Consider the following 18,645-nt stretch of genomic DNA (forward strand, 5'->3'; position numbering starts at 1 on the left):
GTAGATGCACTACCCTTTCCTTTGTTTACATGTTACGGCGGTATTGACCTCCCACTTCGTAAAGCGCATGAGAGATTTGCCCTAAGGACGCCACTTTCACCGTTTCCAGTAACTCTTGAAAGATATTTTCTTTCGCACGAGCTACTTGTTTTAATTTTGTAATCGCAAACTCTGTTTTGTCTTCATTTCGTTTTTGAAACGCCTTCAAATTTCCAATTTGTTGTCTTTTCTCCTCATCTGTCGATCGAATGACTTCACCTGGAATGACAGTCGGCGATCCATTTCGATTGAGAAATGTATTCACACCAATGATCGGATACTCACCTGTATGTTTTAAAGTTTCATAATGGAGGGACTCTTCTTGGATTTTATTCCTTTGGTACATTCTCTCCATAGCACCAAGCACCCCACCCCTTTCGGTGAGTCGGTTGAATTCGGTTAAGATGGCTTCTTCCACCAAATTAGTAAGTTCTTCAATGATGAAAGCACCTTGTAATGGATTTTCATTTTTCGCAAGACCTAACTCCCGATTGATGATAAGTTGGATGGCAACAGCTCTTCGCACGGACTCTTCTGTGGGAGTTGTGATGGCTTCGTCATATGCATTTGTATGAAGAGAATTACAATTGTCATAAATTGCATATAACGCTTGTAATGTGGTTCTAATGTCGTTAAAATCAATCTCTTGTGAGTGAAGTGATCTACCAGAAGTTTGGATATGGTACTTTAACATTTGAGAACGTTCATTGGCTCGGTATTTGAACTTCATTGCCTTCGCCCAAATTCTACGAGCCACACGCCCAATCACAGAATACTCAGGATCAATTCCATTGGAAAAAAAGAAAGAAAGGTTCGGAGCAAACTCATTGATGTCCATTCCACGACTTAAATAATATTCTACATAAGTAAATCCATTAGCTAATGTGAAAGCAACTTGAGTGATAGGATTAGCACCTGCTTCTGCGATATGATACCCGCTGATAGAAACCGAATAAAAATTCCGAACTGCATTTTGGATGAAATGGTGTTGGATGTCTCCCATCATCTTTAAGGCAAATTCAGTAGAAAAAATACAAGTATTTTGGGCTTGGTCTTCTTTTAAAATGTCTGCTTGCACCGTCCCCCTCACTTGGGAAAGGGCATCTTTTTTTAATTTTGCATATATATCTTTAGGTAATACTTCATCACCCGTCACACCAAGTAACATTAGTCCCAAACCGTCGTTAGTTTCTGGAAGTGAACCCCCGAAACTGGGAACCTCTTGTCCTTTGGCCGCATAAATCTTTTGGATTTGAGACTTAACTTCCTCTGTTTTCCCTTCAGCACGGATGTATTTTTCGCAAGCCTGGTCAATCGCAGCGTTTAGAAAAAATGCAAGTACCATAGGTGCAGGGCCATTGATGGTCATGGATACAGAGGTGGAAGGATCACAAAGATCAAATCCTGAATACAGTTTTTTGGCATCATCGAGTGTGGCAACGTTCACACCGGAGTTTCCAATCTTACCGTAAATATCAGGTCGAATGTCTGGATCTTCCCCGTATAATGTCACTGAGTCAAAGGCAGTTGACAGTCGTTTGGCGGGCATTCCCGAACTCAAATAATGGAAACGACGATTGGTTCGTTCCGGTCCACCTTCACCGGCAAACATACGCGTTGGGTCTTCCCCACTTCGTTTGTAAGGATACACTCCCGCCGTATAAGGAAAAAAACCGGGAAAGTTTTCTTGGTAAGACCACTGCAAAATATCACCCCAATCCACAAAACGAGGTGTGGCAATTTTTGGAATTTTTAAGTGGCTGAGAGATACTGTGTAATTATCGACTTTGATTTCTTTTCCACGGACGAAATAGGAATATTGTTCCTTTCGAAAGGATTCAATTTTTTCAGACCATGTATCCAGAATGTTTCGTGAATCCAGTGACAAAGAATCCCATAACAATTGGTATTCGGATTCTAAGTCAGAAGTTGATTTTCCTTTTTTGGATAAAACCGAAATAGCACCTTTCAATTGATAGGCGGATCTTGCGATTTCCGCTTCTTTGGAAATCCATTCTGCATTCCTATCAATTTCTTCTTTGATTTCTGTGAGATACCTTACTCGATCGGGAGGAAGCACAACGGAGGCTTCTCTTCCATTTTGATTTTTGGAAGCGTTTGTTTTCCAATCCATTTGGCACTTCTTTATCACAACGCCAATCAAATGAGCATATAGTTCATCTGTACCTGCATCTTGGAACTGCGAAGCAATGGTTCCGTAAACAGGCATCGAATCCACAGTATCATTGAATAAATTGCGAGACCTTTGGTATTGTTTTTTAACGTCGCGAAGTGCATCGAGGGCACCACGTTTATCAAACTTATTGATCGAAATTACATCTGCATAATCGATCATATCGATTTTTTCTAATTGGGTGGCAGCACCATACTCTGGTGTCATCACGTATAACGAAACATCGGCAACTTCTGTAATTTCAGAATCACTTTGTCCAATTCCTGCAGTCTCTACGATGATGAGATCATATCCAGCAGATTTTAAAATTTGAATGGCGCCTTTCACACTGCGGTTAAGAGCAATGTTTGCTTCTCTTGTCGCAAAACTTCTCATATACACTCGTTCGTTAAAAATCGAATTCATTCGAATTCGGTCTCCAAGAAGAGCTCCACCTGTTTTTCGTTTGGATGGGTCCACGGACAATATCGCAATGGTTTGGTTTGGAAAATCATGTAAATAACGACGAACAAGTTCATCTGTCAAAGAAGACTTACCGGCACCACCAGTTCCCGTAATTCCAAGAACGGGAATGTTTTTTTTTGGTGGAGGAAATTCCAAATTAATGGAGTAATTTGTTTTTTCTTGCAGGAGAGAAAATTCCATCTGTGTGATGGCTTGTCCCAAAGCTAAATAATTTTTGTTTTGGATTTGAGACGCCAAATCTCCGTTAAATGAAAGTGGAGTAGGAAAATCAGATTTTTTGACCACATCATTGATCATCCCTTGCAATCCAAGAGTCCTTCCTTCATCTGGCGAATAAATATGTGCCACACCATATTTGTGTAGGACTTCAATCTCAGATGGAAGAATGGTTCCACCACCACCACCAAACACGCGAATATGTCCTGCCCCTTCTTTTTTCAGAAGGTCAATCATGTATTGGAAATATTCCACATGTCCACCTTGGTAACTGGTGATGGCAATTCCTTGGACATCTTCTTGGATGGCACATTGAACAATCTCTTGTACACTTCGGTTGTGTCCCAAGTGGATCACTTCCACCCCACTTTGTTGTAAAATCCTCCGCATGATATTGATAGAGGCATCATGGCCATCAAAAAGAGAGGCCGCCGTCACAAAGCGAATTTTGTTTTGGGGGGTGTAAGTTAAGATTTCGGAGGTCATAGAGAACAACGTTCTAAAAAGATTGGTACGGGTTCAATTGTAAAATGTGACGGGAATGACATAGCTTTTGAAAACTATGCCATATTTTTCCAAAAGGTCTAGACTAAAGTACGGATTCTGCCTGTTTCATTAGGTCCCGCACTCGATTTTCCAGAATTTCGGTCAGTTCTTTGGCAGCTTTTTTTTCAGGGCCAGTTGGGAACTCGGAAGGAAGAATGGGTTTGCCAATAACGTAACGAATTTTGGTTTTGAAAGCATCTCCGGTCAGAAAAGCCTTAGGTTTTGACATATTGGTAGCTCCAACGATCCCAGAGGGAACAATCGGAACCCCGGCACGAATGGCAAGTTTGGCCGCCATAGCTCGAAAGGATTGTAACTCCCCCGTTTCCGACCGAGAACCTTCTGGGTAAATGGAAAGAAGTTCTCCGTCTTTCATCAAATCGACCATATAATTCTCTAATTTTTCATAATATTCCATCGCTGCTCGTTTATCCATTTCCGATTCTTTGGCAGCATTGCGAATGATAGGCATACTTCCCCAATTGATCAGGTTCTTTTTGACAACTCCCCCCAAAGAATTTAACAAAACTTCAATGATAGGTTTGGTTAGACTTAAAGGCGGATAATGAAACGGAGAGTTTTTATGATTGATGATGGCCATGATCTCTTCCTGCGGATGAAAGAGCTCATATTTGCCTAAATAAACGATTTTTCGGTCGGCAAAGGCACCTTGGACTGCGATGTCCAAATAATCTGTATGGTTTGAGACAATGAGAGCTCCACCGAATTCGGGAATATTTTCGTATCCAGCCACTTTTACGTCATAAATTAGCTCTAAAAGGTTACGGAGGACGGTTTTCGGAACTTCCCGAGGGATTACAAAGAGACTTTCTAATATATCTGCGGCGTTTTGGTTTGATTCCATAGAAACATCACATATTTCAAAATAAAACTTTATGAAATCAAGTTGGATTTTCATCTTAGATGGAAATTCCTATGAAAGCATTCCTACTCGCACAGAGCTCCCATTGGTTCTCCCCCATCCCTCTCGATTTCTTACACCATTGGGATCCAACTCTTGGTGGAATCTTGGTCGTGATTTCGACTATCTGCCATTACCTGGGAGGAAGTAGCTTTTTTTTGGGCCTCATTTCCTTTGTTTATATTTACTACAGGCCAAAACTAACATTCGAACTTTCCCTCGGGTTACTTACTTCTGCTGTGATGGTTTCTCTTTTAAAATTCTATTTTGAAAGCCCAAGACCCTTTCCTTATCCTGAAGCCTTTGATGAAAAAGCATTCGGTTTACCATCAGGACATGTATATTCAGCAGTTGTCGTCTGGGGATTGTTAGCCTACCGAATCCCAAAACTTTGGTTTCGAGTTCTTTCTGTCCTAATTATCCTTTTTATGCCTTTTTCCAGAATGTATCTTAGGGTCCATTATTTGGGAGACGTCAGCGTGGGATTTGGATTGGGTTTGATCCATTTACTGATTCTTTTATTTTTACTAGATAGATTTTATAAAAACGATTCGGTTCCTGCCTTCTTACAAACAGAAAAATACAGAACATTAAGTTTACTAGGTATTGTTGTTACTTTATCACCCATCTCTTTAGATTCTCCTTTTTTATCTATCGAACATCATCATAGTTTATCGGGAGTTCTTATGGCAAGTGGAGCTCTTGCAGGTTTTTGGATGGGAGTTCTATTTTATCCAAGATTTAGCAAACCAGAATTTTTAGATTGGTCCCTTCCAAAATGTAGTTTTTCTTTAGGAACTAAAGAATTTAATATTTTTTGGAATACGTTTCTTGTTCGTTTGTTAGTTTTAGCGATAGTGATCTCGTTATTCTATGTAATACCTGGTATCATTATCAAAAAAACCATTTGGAAAGATGATTTGTTTTTAAGATACATTCGTTACTTAGTTGTAGGATTTGCACTAGTTGCAATTGTTCCTTTAATTCTGCAAAGGATACAAAAAGGAAAGTTTTTGCAAAACTAATACATGCAAAAAATAAAAAAGATATTTCAAATTTTAAAAGTAGAACTGATGAAAGAAGGAGTTCTTAAAAACTCTTTCTTTGTTAGTAGCTCTAAAGCTATATCCGCCATTACCAATTTGGTGTTTATGATTTATTCCGTGAACTTACTAAGCAAAGCGGAAAATGGAAAACTCCAATACTTTTTAGGTTTTTTGCCTGTGGTATTAGCAGTTGCGGAATTCGGCCTTCCTAATGCGCTAATTAAATACATTTCTCCGATGGCAGAACGAAAGGAAAACCCTGGTGCCATTTTAAACGCATCCCTTCGCATTAAATTTTATTCTTTTTTGTTTTTGTCTTTGGTTTGTTTTGTCGCTTATATCACAGGAGATGAAAACTATTTTGTATTATTACTTTTGTTATTCGGCGGAATCATCATTTCGTTTATATCTTACTTCGAAAGCCTTTTTGTTTCCTACCGTAAATACAAATCATTATCACTCTGGAACCCACTTCCAAACATAGTCAGACTTTTATTATTACTCTATTTCTCTGAATCAAGTGTTCATCCATTAACTTATATGGACATACTTGCTATTTTTTGTATTGCTCCTATTTTCGTTTTGTTTTTATTCTTTTTCTTTTTTGGAAAAGAAGAAATTTCTTTTTCGGCAGAGCCAGAAGAAATCAAAATCAGCGAAAAAAAACTTTTGCTTTTTAATCTTTGGGCCTTTGCAGCCTCAATATGCGCCATTCTTTCTGATCGATTGGAAATTTTCTTTTTAAACCAATTCCATCCTCCAGAAATTGTAGCAGATTACGGAACCGCCTTACAGCTGTTTAGCGGTTTTATTATCATACTAGCAACCTTTAATTCAATTATTTATCCAAAATTAGCAAGACTCGCAGAAACAGACGAATTTCCGAATGTACTAAAAAAATCAGTTTTTTTGGGTGGGATGATTGCCATTGCTTTATCTCCAGGGATATTACTAGCAGAACCCATCTTAACATTGTTATTCGGAACAAAGTATACGAATTCAATTTCAGTTTTTAAAATTTTATATCCAAACTTTTTGTTACAATTAGTTTTTGCTCCGTTAGGAACGGCACTCTTTGCCTTAGGGTTACCAAGACTTCTTGCAGGACTAGCTTTACTTAGATTGTTATTTGGTGCTATTTTTGATTATTGGATCATCCCCGATTCTGGTGCGAATGGCGCGGCCATTTCCCTTTTTCTTGGGCAGATCGTTTCCTGGTTACTACTTACGGGTTATTTTATGGCTTATTTTCGGAAGTGACAAATTCATATATTTTTTTATAGTTTGTTTCTAATTTTTCCCATTCGTTAGGTGTAAAATTTTTTCCATATAACTTCTGATAGGCCTCTTTCACAGATTTACCTTCAGAAATGAATTCCTTTAATTTTAATATTACCATTTTAAATTGGATTGAGTCGTTTTGGATGTCGTAATCGCGATTAATTCTTGTTCCTGAAGACATTTCAAATTCTCGAACAAAAATCTCAGGCAAAGTCAAAATCCCATATCCTTCAAAATGGTTTGTTTGAAACTCCGACCGTGTTTTGGCCCAAGCCATTAAAAATAAGGAAGGATTGGGAGGATATCCACCTAACAATGTCCCATCGGGGAATTGTAATTTTTGGGAAAATCGAACAATGGCCCTAGAAAGTTCCTTTCTTCGACGTACTGAAAAATTTGTTTTTTCTTCCTCTGTCAGGTAGGCAAATAAAACTGCTTCTTCTTTGCTATGGTCCGCCTTTTCAAAAAACCGACTCAAATCATGAGAAAAACGAGTGTCAGCTTCCCTATAAGAAAAAATAACCAACAGGAGAGGGAAAATGAGAAGAAATCCATGCCTGTATTTCAAAAGTATTTTCTTCATCCCTACAAGTATCGGGATAGTTTCCTTTCTCTTTCTTTCTTTTTTTTCCAGTCTTTTAGCACAGTCGTATTCCGACTCGGTCATGGATGATGATCGGGCCAATCGCAATTTTGGACGAGTGGTTGTGAAAGAGAGAATCCAAACGATTCCCTCTCGGCCGGAGGACAAGGGATTTGGTCTGAAAACAAAGCTCATAAGCGGTGGTAGATTCTTTTCCCAAAAGGGAGGATTAGATGCCGAAAAAGCCAATCGTTACTACGGATATGGTATTTTAACTACTCCGAGTCTTTTTTATTACGCAGGTCAAGGTTGGAATTTAGGAATCCTCATCGCCCCTCGTGTAGCAGTATCTGAAGAAAGAGTGATCGGTAAAGAAAATCGAACCGTATACGATTCTGAATTCACAGCACTTCTATCAAAGGATATCTCATCAGTCCAATTGACATTTGAAGTTGGCCGTGGTTTCAATAGACTAGACAGTTATGGTTTTTTCTTTGTTGGAATGTCCAATTACGGTTCGGCATCCATTTCATTTGCATCCAACATTCGCATAACAGGAATTCAATTAAATGCAAAACCTGAATTAGAAAATTGGTTCGGACCACCCTGGAGTGGATACCGTAGAGAGATTTATGGAGGTCATATCATTTCCGAAAAAACATTCTTTTGGGAAGAATTACGCTTTTTTCATTATATATACACTGATCCCAACCATAATACCAATGGACAAATTCTTTCAGGCCAAAGAATTTCTGGGCGTTATTCCTACAGCGGAATGGAATTCCAATCTAAAAAATTTTTAGATACTTGGGTTTTAGATTTAGCAGGAATTCGACTTCTCGGCGAATCAAAATCCTCAACAAATCCTTGGTCCGAAAAACAAATCGCAACCAATTCCTATTTAGGATATTTATCATTAAACTCTAAAGGGGAAAAATTTAGTTTATCCTTTGCCGGTCTTGTTACCAAAAAAGATAAAAAAGATCGATTAGATTCAAATAGCGATGGTTATGCGTCCAACTTTGCAGAACCAAGAGTACTTGGAGGTTATTCCTCCTTTTTGCTTTACCAAACTTTGGACACAATAAATCCTCCCCAGTTTCGAGATGTTCCGACACGAGAAAATCCCAACTATGAAAATAAAGGAAACCGGATTTATGGAATCCAAATGGGCTGGGACTGGTATTCATTTTTTCGAACTGATCTTTTTTTAAACAGATCGGACTCTGCTCTAGGAAAAGGTAATGAAGTGATAGGAAAACTTAGTTTTTTGTCGAATGATTTTGGTAACTTATTTGCACAAATGAGCGCTTCTTATACTGTCATGGATCCTCGCAAAACTCGTGTTTTGATCACAGAACCATTTACTGAAGAAGAACCAAAAAAAGAATATTTAAGATTTTACGTTTCTTTAGGAATGAAGTTTTAATTCGTTTGCATGAGTTTATACCAAGTTTTAAAAAATCGAACCTCGTTACCTTTTTCGTTATAAACAATAGAATCAATATTCATCTTTGCAAGAAAAATGCCTCGTCCGCTGACAAGATTTGCTGCAGGGTTGACAATAGGATTAGGAATCTGGTTAACTGCAAACCCATTCCCTTCGTCTCGGATTACAATTGTTACTCCCACATCATCCATTGATATTTCCACAAAAACGGAAGAATTATTTTCTGCACAACGTGAATCCACTAACTTAAAATAATCCTCATTGGCTTCCAAACATTCTTGTTTTTCAGCATAACTTACACCAGCGACACCATGTTCAATTGCATTTGCTAATAATTCATACAATACAATTTTGATTGATATCAAATCTTCATGAGTTGCGAGCGGAGAATTTAATATTTGTTTTACAATAAATGCAATATAGGAATTTAATTTTTTTATCTGAGGTCTAAGTTTAATTTTACAATCAGAACTGAACTGTATGATTTCACCGCTATTAAATAGAAGGGTTAAATCAATATCGGCGTTTTCGAATTTTTTGATTCGAGAACGAAGAGCTTCCATTCGAAATGGCTTTAGAAAAAAATCAACGGCACCCATCCTAAAAACATCTATGGCAATTTGGATGTCACTATCGCCGGTGATTACTAAAAAAGGGGTTTGGTTTCCATCAGCTCTCAGCTTTTGAATGAATTGAATTCCATTTAATTTTGGTAAGCTGATATCAGAAATAATAAGATCAAAGGTGTTTTGGTTGGTGATCGCTAATGCCTCAAGTCCATCGGAGGCCATAGTTACGTTAAATTCATCTTTGAAGTATTCCCAGAACAATTCGCGGATGGTATCTTCGTCATCAACAAAAAGGATTTTCATAGCTCGGAGTCTTAGAGTAAAGAGAACTCCAATCTATAACAATTGTAAATCTATTTTTAGATTTTAGTCTTCTAAGTTGTAAGAACGACCCAATTTATATGTCGATTGTAACTCTTGTTGGAGGTCCAAAATCTCTTTGCGAGAGAAAAATGCAATTTTTCCGCCGGAAAGCTCAAACGCGTAGTAGGTGGCCTCCTCCGATTGTAGAAGATTTTTTAACTGGCTGAGTGATGTGACCCTGGTTCCATTTACCTTTTCTAAAACCAAATCCTGAAATTCCTGGTATCCTAGGTTCCCTTCTAGGGGGAAAACACGACTTAGGATCACAATCTTTTCACGAACAGGGTGAACTTTCTTTTGGTAATAGTCGGAAAGATATACTAGTTTTTTTTCTGACTTAACGCGGTATTCTGTGCCAAATTCTTTCAAATACGCATTTGTAAGTTCAGTAAAGAAAAAACCACCTACTATCAAATACAGGGGTTTTCTTTTTTTAGCTTCTTCTGGAATTAAAAAATCATTAGAATCATAAGCTCTCAAATCATAACTTACAGATTGGTTTTGGAAATTTCTATGAAGTTTTAAATTCACAGTTTCACCTAATTCACGTAAAGAGCCGTTAGGTTTTCGTAAGATAAAATCATAAACCTTATCTGCTCTATCCCAATCATCGATTTTAGTAAGAGGAGTCGAATTGATTTCCGTAATCAAATCACCTGGAAACAAATTATATGCTGGGCCAACACCAGGTATAACTTCTGTTACCAAAAGTGGATTGTTTATATTTTTTGAATAATATTCACGTTCTGATGGAGTTAAATTAACATCAAAAACCAAACCCGGATGTGGGAAAGGTTTTCCATTGGTTCTATAGAAAGTTTCTACATACTCTGCTGGAATCAAAAAATCCGCAATTGTTACACCACATAACACTTGATTTTTGAAGAAAAATTCGGCTTCTTCCGATTTTTTTTTATCTAATAAAAATACTTTGATAGGGGTTTTTGAAAAAGGTAAAAATACATAACGAGACTTTCCCGTTGGACAATGTTTATTGGAAGATTTTAGATCCAAAACAACTGGATTTGGAAATTTTGAGATTCCATTAGTTTCTAAAAGTATAAATCCCGTTTCTTCGTCGTAAGATTTTATTCCCAGTTTAGGAACTGAATAATCAAAAGATTCAAATTCTGCAAATACGGGATTTTGTTTGGGTAAAGTGACTCCAAAAAAAAGACCTTTCCCTACATAAATCAAATTTAATTTACGAGAAAATGGTTCCCCAACAAGCCAAGGGTTTTGATGACTTGTCTTTTGGAAGGTAATTCTTGATTCAACGACTCGTTTGTCTTCAAATTCTTCTGCACCAAGCGGTAATAAGGTGACAATACTTACAAAAATTAAAATAATATATTTAAAACTCTTCATAACTTGCACCATATCTTTTTTTTACACGTTGGTTCATTTGGTAAACAGACTCGGGCCTAAGCACAATGGGTAAATCCATCCCTCGAAACCTGAGGACGATAAAACCTTTTTTTTCATTTTTCCAAATCGTTTTAAATTCATTTAAGTCTTTTGGAACTCGTCCATTGATCGATTCTACTACTTTGTATTTATACTTCTTAAATTTAGAAGTTTCAGGATCATTAAATGTATAACTCAAAACAATATCTCTGACAGTGTATCTATATAACAAATCTTGAATAAAATAACTATAATGGTATTTTAAAGAGCTATCTAAGTCCCCATCTTCAGAATGAAAAAAGGATCTTGTGATTGGTTGAAACACAAATCCAGCCTGCAAAAAATAATCTTCGGTGGAATCTCTGTATAAATCCAAAGCGTAGTTTTTTTGAAGATTCACTTCGGCATCATATTTTTTTCCTGCTCGGTAAAAACTCACGGCCACTTTTGAATTCATTTGTTTGTTTTCGATCCAATCAATGATGAATTCTTTTTTATCGGACTCAGAAATTTCTCCATCGTTTGTGATCGTTAAATTATCTAATGCGACTACAAAATCCTTCTCTTTTAATACTTTTGAGAATGTCGAAGAAGGATAAATCCGGTTTACAAAGATTCCCGTTTGATTTGCTGGAACCTTCATTGCTTGTTTCAAACTTTTAGGATTTCCATTTTGAAAAGTAAACCCGATATTTGGAAATCCATCATACTTCCCATCGGCAATATCTTCTAAAAAATGACGTATGATATCATTTGAAATCAAATAAGCAATTCCTGGTTCCAAAGTACTAATTTGAAATACAAGTCCAACTACTTTGCCATTTTGAACGGCCGGCCCACCAGAATTTCCAGGTTGGATGTTGGCATTAATTTTTAATACGTTTCGATAGTCTAACCCTGAGTAGGTGTATCGATTTTTTTCAAGACGAAGGATCGAACCTTTTTCTACCGATAAACTGTCATTCCCATTGGGAAAACCCAATAGTAGTACATCTGAGCCTAAATTGGGAATCCCTTCTAAAAGGGAAAGTGTAGTGGTTTGTTCCGAAAAATCAGGATCTGACACTTGCAACAAAGCTAAGTCACAATCGTAACCAATATATTTAACATCTGCTAAATATTCTTTTTTAGTAAAACTACTTTTAACAAGAATTCTTTTGGCATCACGGACAACATGGGCATTTGTCAAAATGGTTTGGTTTGGTAAAACAAGCCCCGATCCAAATCCAGTCGATAGATTTTTTTTCATCCAAGGTTGGGTTTTATTTTCAGTATTAAAACCTTCGTTGCGAATGAGAACCACAGAACGGAAAATAGAATCTACAGCTGGCTCTGGTTCTGCTTGAGCAAATATTGATTGGTGCAAAAGAAAAAATAGAATGGAGAGTTTTAATAATTTATTCATAATACAAAACGACTTTCTCCCAAAAGGTTTGAGTTTCTGTGATTTTTTTTAAGACAGCACTTCCTAAAACTCGATCACCAGGTTTCGGATCTTTCCATATCGTATTTGATGAAATTAAATTCCCAGAAGAGGAGGATGGCACACGGATCAAACTATAAGCGGAATCACGAATGCATGTAATTCGAAATACATAAGAAACCGTTTGGTCCCAATAGAAACTTTCATCTTTTTCAATGTATTCTAAGGGACAAGTAGAATCAAAAAAAACTTCAATATTCGCGGGAACTTCTTTTCTTCTTTTTGGATTTTGAGAGATGGATTTAAAATAAAATAAATTCGGATTTTGTATCGGTTGATAGGATGGACCTGATTGTTTTCCTTCGGTAACTACAGGTATTTGTTTTTTAGAAGGGTAATCCAATTCGGTATCATCCGTATTCAAGCGTGCCAGTGGTTTTGTATCTAAAGCAACTAAGCCTGTTTCTATTTCTAAATACTGTTTGTTTCCAATTCGCTGAACAGCTCTTAATCGAAATGTTCCAGGATCCAATTTTTTTTTCTGATTGGATTGAAATTGAATCACCATTGGTTCCTCTGCCTTCTGACAACTGAATCGAAAGTATGTGACCGAAGAAATTCGGGATGCAGGTTCTAATCGGCAATTTCCATCATCCAAGAGAAATTTCTGTTTGGATTGGATTTGTTTTCTGATCACTAGGGATGGTTTTCTCTCTTTCCAAGCGCTCACTTCTTCGGCAAGTGTTTGGAGTGATACATTTGTCTTTGTGCGGTCCGCAAAACTGACTCCTGAGACAAAAAATAACAAAATCAATCCTAAGTGTATGTATGACTGCTTAATCATGGATTACCAATTGTTGTAATTATCGGCTGATCGACCCCATAGAATCAACCGACATCCAATTGATTTCTTTTCTCATTATGTCGCAAACCTAAGGTGAACTTTTTTTTTGGTTTTCAGACTTTCAAAAATTCATGGGGGGGAAAAGTAATGTAAGAAATAGGAGAATACTTTTTTGAACTGGAACTTTCTTAAAACCGAAATAGAACCTGGTGACTTCCTCATAGATTGTCGTTCCCAATCAGCATATGAAGAAGAAACATTAGAAGGTGCTTATTACTATCCATTTATCAAAAAAGCATTCGGATCTGATCCAGAATCACAAAAGAAATTGTACGGACCGATGATGGCCGTAGTACAAGAATTTCAAAAATCCAAAAAAACACGCATCATTGTCTTTGATGAAGGAATGGGAATGTTTTCTACGCGTATGGTGTATTTACTGCGTGGGATGGGAATTAAGGACGCTTATGTCCTTGGTCAAAAATGGCCAGTCGAAGGCAAAAAAGCAAAAGGGGAACAGAAAATTGAACCTCCCATTGCTGACAAAGTAAAACCCATTGAAGGTGTTGTCGACAAGGCCTTTATGGAAAGAAATCTTACCAAACTCCAAATCTTTGATGCAAGAACTATGGACGAATACGAAGGCCGATTGCCACGCCTCACAGCTCCAGAAGAAGGAACTCTTTGTGGACGTTTGCCTGGGGCATTTTTATGGGATTGGAGAAACTTATACGATGGAGAAGCAAATCTCATCGAACGTTCCCTTTTTAAAAAACGCCTAAATGGATTTCCGTTTATGCCAGAACGTCCTACTGTGATTTACGATTACAATGGGGCTCGCTCTTGTTTACTCGCTCTTATGCTCAGGGAAGCAGGTTATATTGATGTCACTACTTACCAAGGGTCTTGGTTTGAATGGAGAAAATCTAGCCTACCAAAACAAGCTGTGGCTGTTTTTGGTGCAAAACAAGGGGCGGCTGCGGCACCTCGTGTTGGTGGAGTCGATCGCAAGAAAGTTTAAAAAAGTATTTACGAATCCTCAAACCATCGATCCACTAATCTCTGCTCCTGGAGGGGTCGATGGCACTTCGTTTGATTTCCTTATCTCTATCATTGTTCTTTTTGGAATGTGCTTCCCGCATCATTTCTAATTTTCCTCATTCGGAAGAATCATATTCCCTCACACAAAAAGTACAATGGATTCAATCGACAAATGAATTCACTTTAAGAAACCAATCTCTCTCAAAAGACTTTATCAAACTTTCTCTAGAAGAACCATTCCTTAAATCTTCTACGAAGGAAACAATATCCAAATACAGAATGGCATCTTTCCAATTTAAAGAAAGCCTAGAAAAAACTTGCGACAAACAATCCATAGACGAAATCAAAAAAGATCCTGGAAAAATCACCATCAAAGGGAAGTTAACTGGTAAAGATTGTTCCACTGATTATCAAATTCAATTCCATACAAAATCCGATACTGAAATTGAATTCAAAATCCAACTTTCCGATCCCAGTTTAAACAGAATCCAGTTCCATTACGGTTCTTCCAAAGATGAAAAAATCTTTGGGTTAGGAGAACAGTTTACTTTTGATGAACTCAAAGGAAAAACGCCCTTTTTATTTACCGAAGAACAAGGTATTGGCAGGGGTGACCAACCCATCACTGCAGGCGCCAACATCATGGCTGGTGCCGGTGGAAATGCTTATACAACTTATGCTCCGATCCCTCACTACATCACTTCCGAAAACCGTTCTGTATTTTTTGAAAACAGCGGTTATGCGAATTTTAATTTTAGTGACACCAAAAAAATCAAAGTGGAGTTTTGGGATTTCCAATCAGAAAAATCATTAACCGGAACTATTTGGATTGGAACCTCTTCCAAATCTCTCATTGAAGTTTATACCAAAAAAACAGGTAGATTTCCAAAACTTCCCGATTGGGCCTACGGCACTTGGCTTGGTGTCCAAGGTGGAACAGAAAAAGTTTCGACTATCGTCAAACAAGCGAAAGATGCCGGAAATCCTGTGACAGCACTTTGGATCCAAGACTGGTGTGGGCGCCGTGTCACCAATTTTGGAGACCAACTCAAATGGCGTTGGTATGCGGACGAAAATCTTTATCCCGACTTTAAAAAATTTGTAAAATCAATGAATGATCAAAACGTACAGGTATTAGGTTATATCAACTCTTTCCTTGCAGACACCGATCCAAAAAAACCAGGAGATGATTTTACAAATCCACTCTTAACGGAAGCAAAATCCAAAGGATACTTGGTCAAAAATTCCAAAGGCGAAGACTATCTCATCCAAACTGTAGGGTTTCCCGCATACCTCATTGACTTAACTAATCCTGCGGCCGTTCGTTGGACAAAGGATCTCATCAAAAAGAATATGATTGGAATGGGTCTTTCTGGTTGGATGGCCGATTTTGGAGAGTGGTTGCCTTATGATGCCAAACTATATTCTGGAATCGATGCTAAAATCTATCACAACCGTTATCCGGTAGATTGGGCAAGAATCAATCGGGAAGCTATTAAAGAAGCGGGTATGGAAGGAAAAATTGTATTTTTCACAAGAGCCGGATACAGTTATTCCAATGCTTATTCCACTCTCTTTTGGGAAGGAGACCAAATGGTAAGTTTCGGAACCAATGATGGGCTTCCTTCTTCCATCATAGGACTAACTAGTTCAGGGATCAGCGGTTATGCGTTAAATCACAGTGATATTGGTGGTTACACTACCATTTCCAATCCACTCCGAAACTACCATAGATCGAAAGAACTTCTTTTACGATGGGCAGAGGCCTCTGCCTTCACTCCAGTTTTCCGTACCCATGAAGGAAATAGACCTCTCAAAAATTGGCAGGTATATACGTATATAAAACCAGATGGGACCAGGTCTCTGGGAGACGAAGACACGGTTTCTCTTTTTGCAAAAATTGCAAAAATCCATTTTGCACTCAAACCATATATCCAAAGTTTGGTGGAAGAAGCATCCCAAACAGGTATTCCTGTTGTCAGACACAATTTCCTTGTCGAACCCGAAGACAAAAATTTGTTAAATTACAAATACCAGTTTTTTTTAGGCGATGACCTTCTTGTGGCTCCGGTCGTTGAAAGCGGAGAAATTGTTCAGGAAGTTTACCTGCCTCGTGGAAAATGGTTACATATATGGACTGGGACCACATACGATGGATACAGAAAAATCCAAGTTCCTGCACCAATAGGTAAACCTCCCGCATTCATTCGTATAGGTGGAAAATCGGAAACCCTCATCCGTTCTTCGATCAGTTCCATTCGGAACAAAGACTAAAAGCGGAGGAAAAACCCAAATGAAATTTGCACTGATTGGAGACATCCACGGGTATTGGAACAAACTGGATATTGATTATTTCAATGCATCGGATTACGATTGTTTGTTTTTTACAGGAGACCTTCGTGGCAATCCCAAACTAGGAAAACTTTCCTTCCAAGGTCTCACAAAACGTGCGTATATGATACCCGGAAACTGGGACGGTATGAGTTTAACATCCATCATTGGAGAAGTGATACAATCCAAACTTCTCATCCATTCAGGACAAATGGGCCAAACTAGAAGGATGAAAAAAATTTCTAACTTGATAAAACCAATCAGCTTACTTGGTTACAGTTCACTAATTTTGTCTAAGGAGCTGGACCTAAGTCTAATTGTAGGTCGTCCCCATGCAATGGGTGGCGGACTTAGTTTCGCCCCTTATATGAAAAAGACCTATATGGTTTCCAATATGGAAACTTCGATCGAAAAGTACAAAAGACTGATCGATGGAACCAAGGAGAAAAATTTATTCTTTCTTTCGCATAACGGGCCTTTTGGGTTAGGTGCTGCCAAAAATTCCATTTATGGTGCTGAGTTTAAAAAAGAAGGAGGGGATTGGGGAGATTTAGATCTTACAGAGGCCATTCAATATGCCAAATCCATTGGGAAAAAAGTCCCTTTGGTTCTCTCAGGCCATATGCATCACTCTATTAGCAAAAAAAGAGAACGAGAGACTCACGAATACACAGGCGGAACTTTCTATGTAAACGGAGCCAAAGTCCCCAGAATCCAAGAAGGAAAACACTTCCATACGAAGATCGAATGGGATGGTGGTTCTGCTACTGTGATTCCAATTTGGGTTTAGTGATCCTTCTCTAACCTAGAGTGGTCTCTATTTCAATTTTTCCAGAGAGTATTTTATGTACGGGACAAACGTTTGCCACAGAAAGTAATCTATCTCGTTGTTCAGTGCTTAGATTTCCAGTAAGAATTACAACTCTTGTGAATTTATGATCTTCTGCAGATCGTTTATCAATCGTTACATGAACTTCTACCGAATCCAAAGGATACTCTTTTCGATCGGCATACATTCTGACCGTAATGGAAGTACAAGCTCCCAAAGAAGAAGCAAGTAACTCCGTGGGCATAGGTCCAAGGTCGGTTCCTTCTTTGTCTTTCGGTTCATCGGCGATCCAATTATGTTTTCCTGCTGAAATTTTTGTTTCGTATTTTGTTTTGGCTGTCGAAACAACCACCTTATCTTCAAATACTGCTGTCATTTGGATTCTCCTTTGCGAATTCGTTCTGCTTCCGCAATCGCACGGTTACGATTGTTTAACATAGCCTCTTCTACTTTTAGACGCATCTGTTCAAATTCTTCTTCATTCAATTCTCTGGGAACAGAAATCGGTTCCCCATAAGAAACAACAAAAGTAGTGAAAGGTTTTGGAACTCTATGTTTGTCCCAAGCTTTTTCTAGGATCCACTGACGACTACATTCATAGTGAAAAGGAATGATGGGAACTTGTGTGACTTGCGCTGCAGCAATGATCCCAGGTTGGAGGACCAAAGCCGGTCCTCTGGGACCATCGGGGGTAAAGGCTGCAGGTAATCCTTTTTTTAAATGTTGGATCATCGCCTTTAAAGCTTTGGATCCTCCTTTGGAACTGCTACCGCGAATGCTTGTGTTTCCAAATCTATGGACCACTTGGTTGATGTAGTCTCCGTCTTTCGATTCAGAAATGAGAACGGCTACGTTTTTTCCTCGGTGCAAATACGGTGAGTACAAAACGTTCGTATGCCAAATCGAATAGATAAAAGGTTTTTTGTTTTTGAATAATTCTTCGTATCGTTCGTTTGTCAAAAAACGAAACCTGGAAGTGAGGCCAATCAAACGTTGGAACCAAACGGCAATGAGTGGTAACAACCAGACTAAAAATCTACGTTTCAAATCGAAAATCTCTCCCTAGAGATTAAATTCCAGGGAAAAGTGATTCTAA

The 18,645-nt window shown here is 38.1% G+C and carries 15 protein-coding genes; 6 read left to right on the forward strand and 9 right to left on the reverse strand.

Annotated elements, in window-relative coordinates:
* Positions 1-25: 25 nt before the first annotated feature.
* The gene (locus EHQ31_RS12480; protein WP_135573237.1) at positions 26-3,400 is read right to left on the reverse strand and encodes a methylmalonyl-CoA mutase family protein; all 3,375 of its coding nucleotides are present in this window, start codon (positions 3,398-3,400) and stop codon (positions 26-28) included.
* A 103-nt stretch (positions 3,401-3,503) separates the two neighbouring features.
* Entirely contained in the window at positions 3,504-4,325 is an 822-nt protein-coding gene (locus tag EHQ31_RS12485) for a lysophospholipid acyltransferase family protein (RefSeq protein ID WP_208652782.1), read from the reverse strand.
* A 71-nt stretch (positions 4,326-4,396) separates the two neighbouring features.
* Here EHQ31_RS12485 and EHQ31_RS12490 point away from each other — a divergent pair, with 71 nt between their 5' ends.
* Positions 4,397-5,407: a phosphatase PAP2 family protein gene (locus EHQ31_RS12490; RefSeq protein ID WP_208652771.1), complete on the forward strand. Its 1,011-nt coding sequence runs from the start codon at positions 4,397-4,399 to the stop codon at positions 5,405-5,407.
* 3 nt (positions 5,408-5,410) lie between these two features.
* Positions 5,411-6,688 (forward strand): oligosaccharide flippase family protein, encoded by a 1,278-nt coding sequence (locus tag EHQ31_RS12495; RefSeq protein ID WP_135573230.1) that lies wholly within the window; start codon positions 5,411-5,413, stop codon positions 6,686-6,688.
* Here EHQ31_RS12495 and EHQ31_RS12500 read toward each other — a convergent pair.
* A complete protein-coding gene (locus EHQ31_RS12500) occupies positions 6,666-7,292 on the reverse strand; it encodes a hypothetical protein (protein WP_135574083.1) in 627 nt (208 codons plus the stop codon). The genes EHQ31_RS12495 and EHQ31_RS12500 overlap by 23 nt on opposite strands.
* An 82-nt stretch (positions 7,293-7,374) precedes the next feature.
* On the opposite strand from EHQ31_RS12500, the gene EHQ31_RS12505 reads away from it, so the two are divergent.
* Positions 7,375-8,721, forward strand: coding sequence for a hypothetical protein (locus EHQ31_RS12505; protein WP_135573228.1), 1,347 nt, complete (start codon positions 7,375-7,377; stop codon positions 8,719-8,721).
* Here EHQ31_RS12505 and EHQ31_RS12510 read toward each other — a convergent pair.
* The 4 genes from EHQ31_RS12510 to EHQ31_RS12525 form a co-directional block, all read right to left on the reverse strand.
* Positions 8,718-9,614 (reverse strand): ATP-binding protein, encoded by an 897-nt coding sequence (locus EHQ31_RS12510; protein WP_135573226.1) that lies wholly within the window; start codon positions 9,612-9,614, stop codon positions 8,718-8,720. The two genes, EHQ31_RS12505 and EHQ31_RS12510, sit on opposite strands and share 4 nt — an antisense overlap.
* Positions 9,615-9,677: 63 nt before the next feature.
* Positions 9,678-11,042 carry a PDZ domain-containing protein gene (locus tag EHQ31_RS12515; RefSeq protein ID WP_135573224.1) on the reverse strand — a complete coding sequence of 455 codons (1,365 nt, stop codon included), beginning with the start codon at positions 11,040-11,042 and terminating at the stop codon, positions 9,678-9,680.
* A complete protein-coding gene (locus tag EHQ31_RS12520) occupies positions 11,029-12,486 on the reverse strand; it encodes a S1C family serine protease (RefSeq protein WP_135573222.1) in 1,458 nt (485 codons plus the stop codon). The genes EHQ31_RS12515 and EHQ31_RS12520 overlap by 14 nt, the downstream gene beginning before the upstream one ends.
* Positions 12,479-13,348 (reverse strand): LIC11113 family protein, encoded by an 870-nt coding sequence (locus tag EHQ31_RS12525; protein ID WP_167481662.1) that lies wholly within the window; start codon positions 13,346-13,348, stop codon positions 12,479-12,481. Before EHQ31_RS12525 ends, EHQ31_RS12520 begins: the two co-directional genes overlap by 8 nt.
* Positions 13,349-13,520: 172 nt before the next feature.
* On the opposite strand from EHQ31_RS12525, the gene EHQ31_RS12530 reads away from it, so the two are divergent.
* From EHQ31_RS12530 to EHQ31_RS12540, 3 genes are read left to right on the forward strand one after another with little or no spacing between them, the layout of a single operon-like run.
* Positions 13,521-14,369 carry a sulfurtransferase gene (locus EHQ31_RS12530; protein ID WP_135573220.1) on the forward strand — a complete coding sequence of 283 codons (849 nt, stop codon included), beginning with the start codon at positions 13,521-13,523 and terminating at the stop codon, positions 14,367-14,369.
* A 59-nt stretch (positions 14,370-14,428) separates the two neighbouring features.
* Complete coding sequence (locus tag EHQ31_RS12535; RefSeq protein WP_135573218.1) at positions 14,429-16,663, forward strand: alpha-glucosidase; 2,235 nt, start codon at positions 14,429-14,431, stop codon at positions 16,661-16,663.
* Positions 16,664-16,682: 19 nt separating this feature from the next.
* On the forward strand, positions 16,683-17,510 hold the full coding sequence (locus EHQ31_RS12540) for a metallophosphoesterase (protein ID WP_135573216.1): 828 nt from the start codon (positions 16,683-16,685) through the stop codon (positions 17,508-17,510).
* 10 nt (positions 17,511-17,520) lie between these two features.
* On the opposite strand, the gene EHQ31_RS12545 is transcribed toward EHQ31_RS12540, so the two are convergent.
* Positions 17,521-17,925, reverse strand: coding sequence for an OsmC family protein (locus EHQ31_RS12545; RefSeq protein ID WP_135573214.1), 405 nt, complete (start codon positions 17,923-17,925; stop codon positions 17,521-17,523).
* On the reverse strand, positions 17,922-18,596 hold the full coding sequence (locus tag EHQ31_RS12550) for a lysophospholipid acyltransferase family protein (protein WP_135573212.1): 675 nt from the start codon (positions 18,594-18,596) through the stop codon (positions 17,922-17,924). Before EHQ31_RS12550 ends, EHQ31_RS12545 begins: the two co-directional genes overlap by 4 nt.
* Positions 18,597-18,645: the final 49 nt, after the last annotated feature.

The organism is Leptospira montravelensis, assembly GCF_004770045.1.
Classification (GTDB): Bacteria; Spirochaetota; Leptospiria; order Leptospirales; family Leptospiraceae; genus Leptospira_A; species Leptospira_A montravelensis.

Excerpts from the sequence above, each read along its gene's own strand:
- EHQ31_RS12500 (WP_135574083.1), bottom strand. The coding sequence starts at position 7,292 with ATGAAGAAAATACTTTTGAAATACAGGCATGGATTTCTTCTCATTTTC.
- EHQ31_RS12505 (WP_135573228.1), top strand. The coding sequence starts at position 7,375 with ATGGATGATGATCGGGCCAATCGCAATTTTGGACGAGTGGTTGTGAAA.
- EHQ31_RS12480 (WP_135573237.1), bottom strand. The coding sequence starts at position 3,400 with ATGACCTCCGAAATCTTAACTTACACCCCCCAAAACAAAATTCGCTTT.
- EHQ31_RS12515 (WP_135573224.1), bottom strand. The coding sequence starts at position 11,042 with ATGAAGAGTTTTAAATATATTATTTTAATTTTTGTAAGTATTGTCACC.
- EHQ31_RS12510 (WP_135573226.1), bottom strand. The coding sequence starts at position 9,614 with ATGAAAATCCTTTTTGTTGATGACGAAGATACCATCCGCGAATTGTTC.
- EHQ31_RS12520 (WP_135573222.1), bottom strand. The coding sequence starts at position 12,486 with ATGAATAAATTATTAAAACTCTCCATTCTATTTTTTCTTTTGCACCAA.
- EHQ31_RS12490 (WP_208652771.1), top strand. The coding sequence starts at position 4,397 with ATGAAAGCATTCCTACTCGCACAGAGCTCCCATTGGTTCTCCCCCATC.
- EHQ31_RS12495 (WP_135573230.1), top strand. The coding sequence starts at position 5,411 with ATGCAAAAAATAAAAAAGATATTTCAAATTTTAAAAGTAGAACTGATG.
- EHQ31_RS12485 (WP_208652782.1), bottom strand. The coding sequence starts at position 4,325 with ATGGAATCAAACCAAAACGCCGCAGATATATTAGAAAGTCTCTTTGTA.
- EHQ31_RS12535 (WP_135573218.1), top strand. The coding sequence starts at position 14,429 with ATGGCACTTCGTTTGATTTCCTTATCTCTATCATTGTTCTTTTTGGAA.
- EHQ31_RS12525 (WP_167481662.1), bottom strand. The coding sequence starts at position 13,348 with ATGATTAAGCAGTCATACATACACTTAGGATTGATTTTGTTATTTTTT.
- EHQ31_RS12540 (WP_135573216.1), top strand. The coding sequence starts at position 16,683 with ATGAAATTTGCACTGATTGGAGACATCCACGGGTATTGGAACAAACTG.
- EHQ31_RS12545 (WP_135573214.1), bottom strand. The coding sequence starts at position 17,925 with ATGACAGCAGTATTTGAAGATAAGGTGGTTGTTTCGACAGCCAAAACA.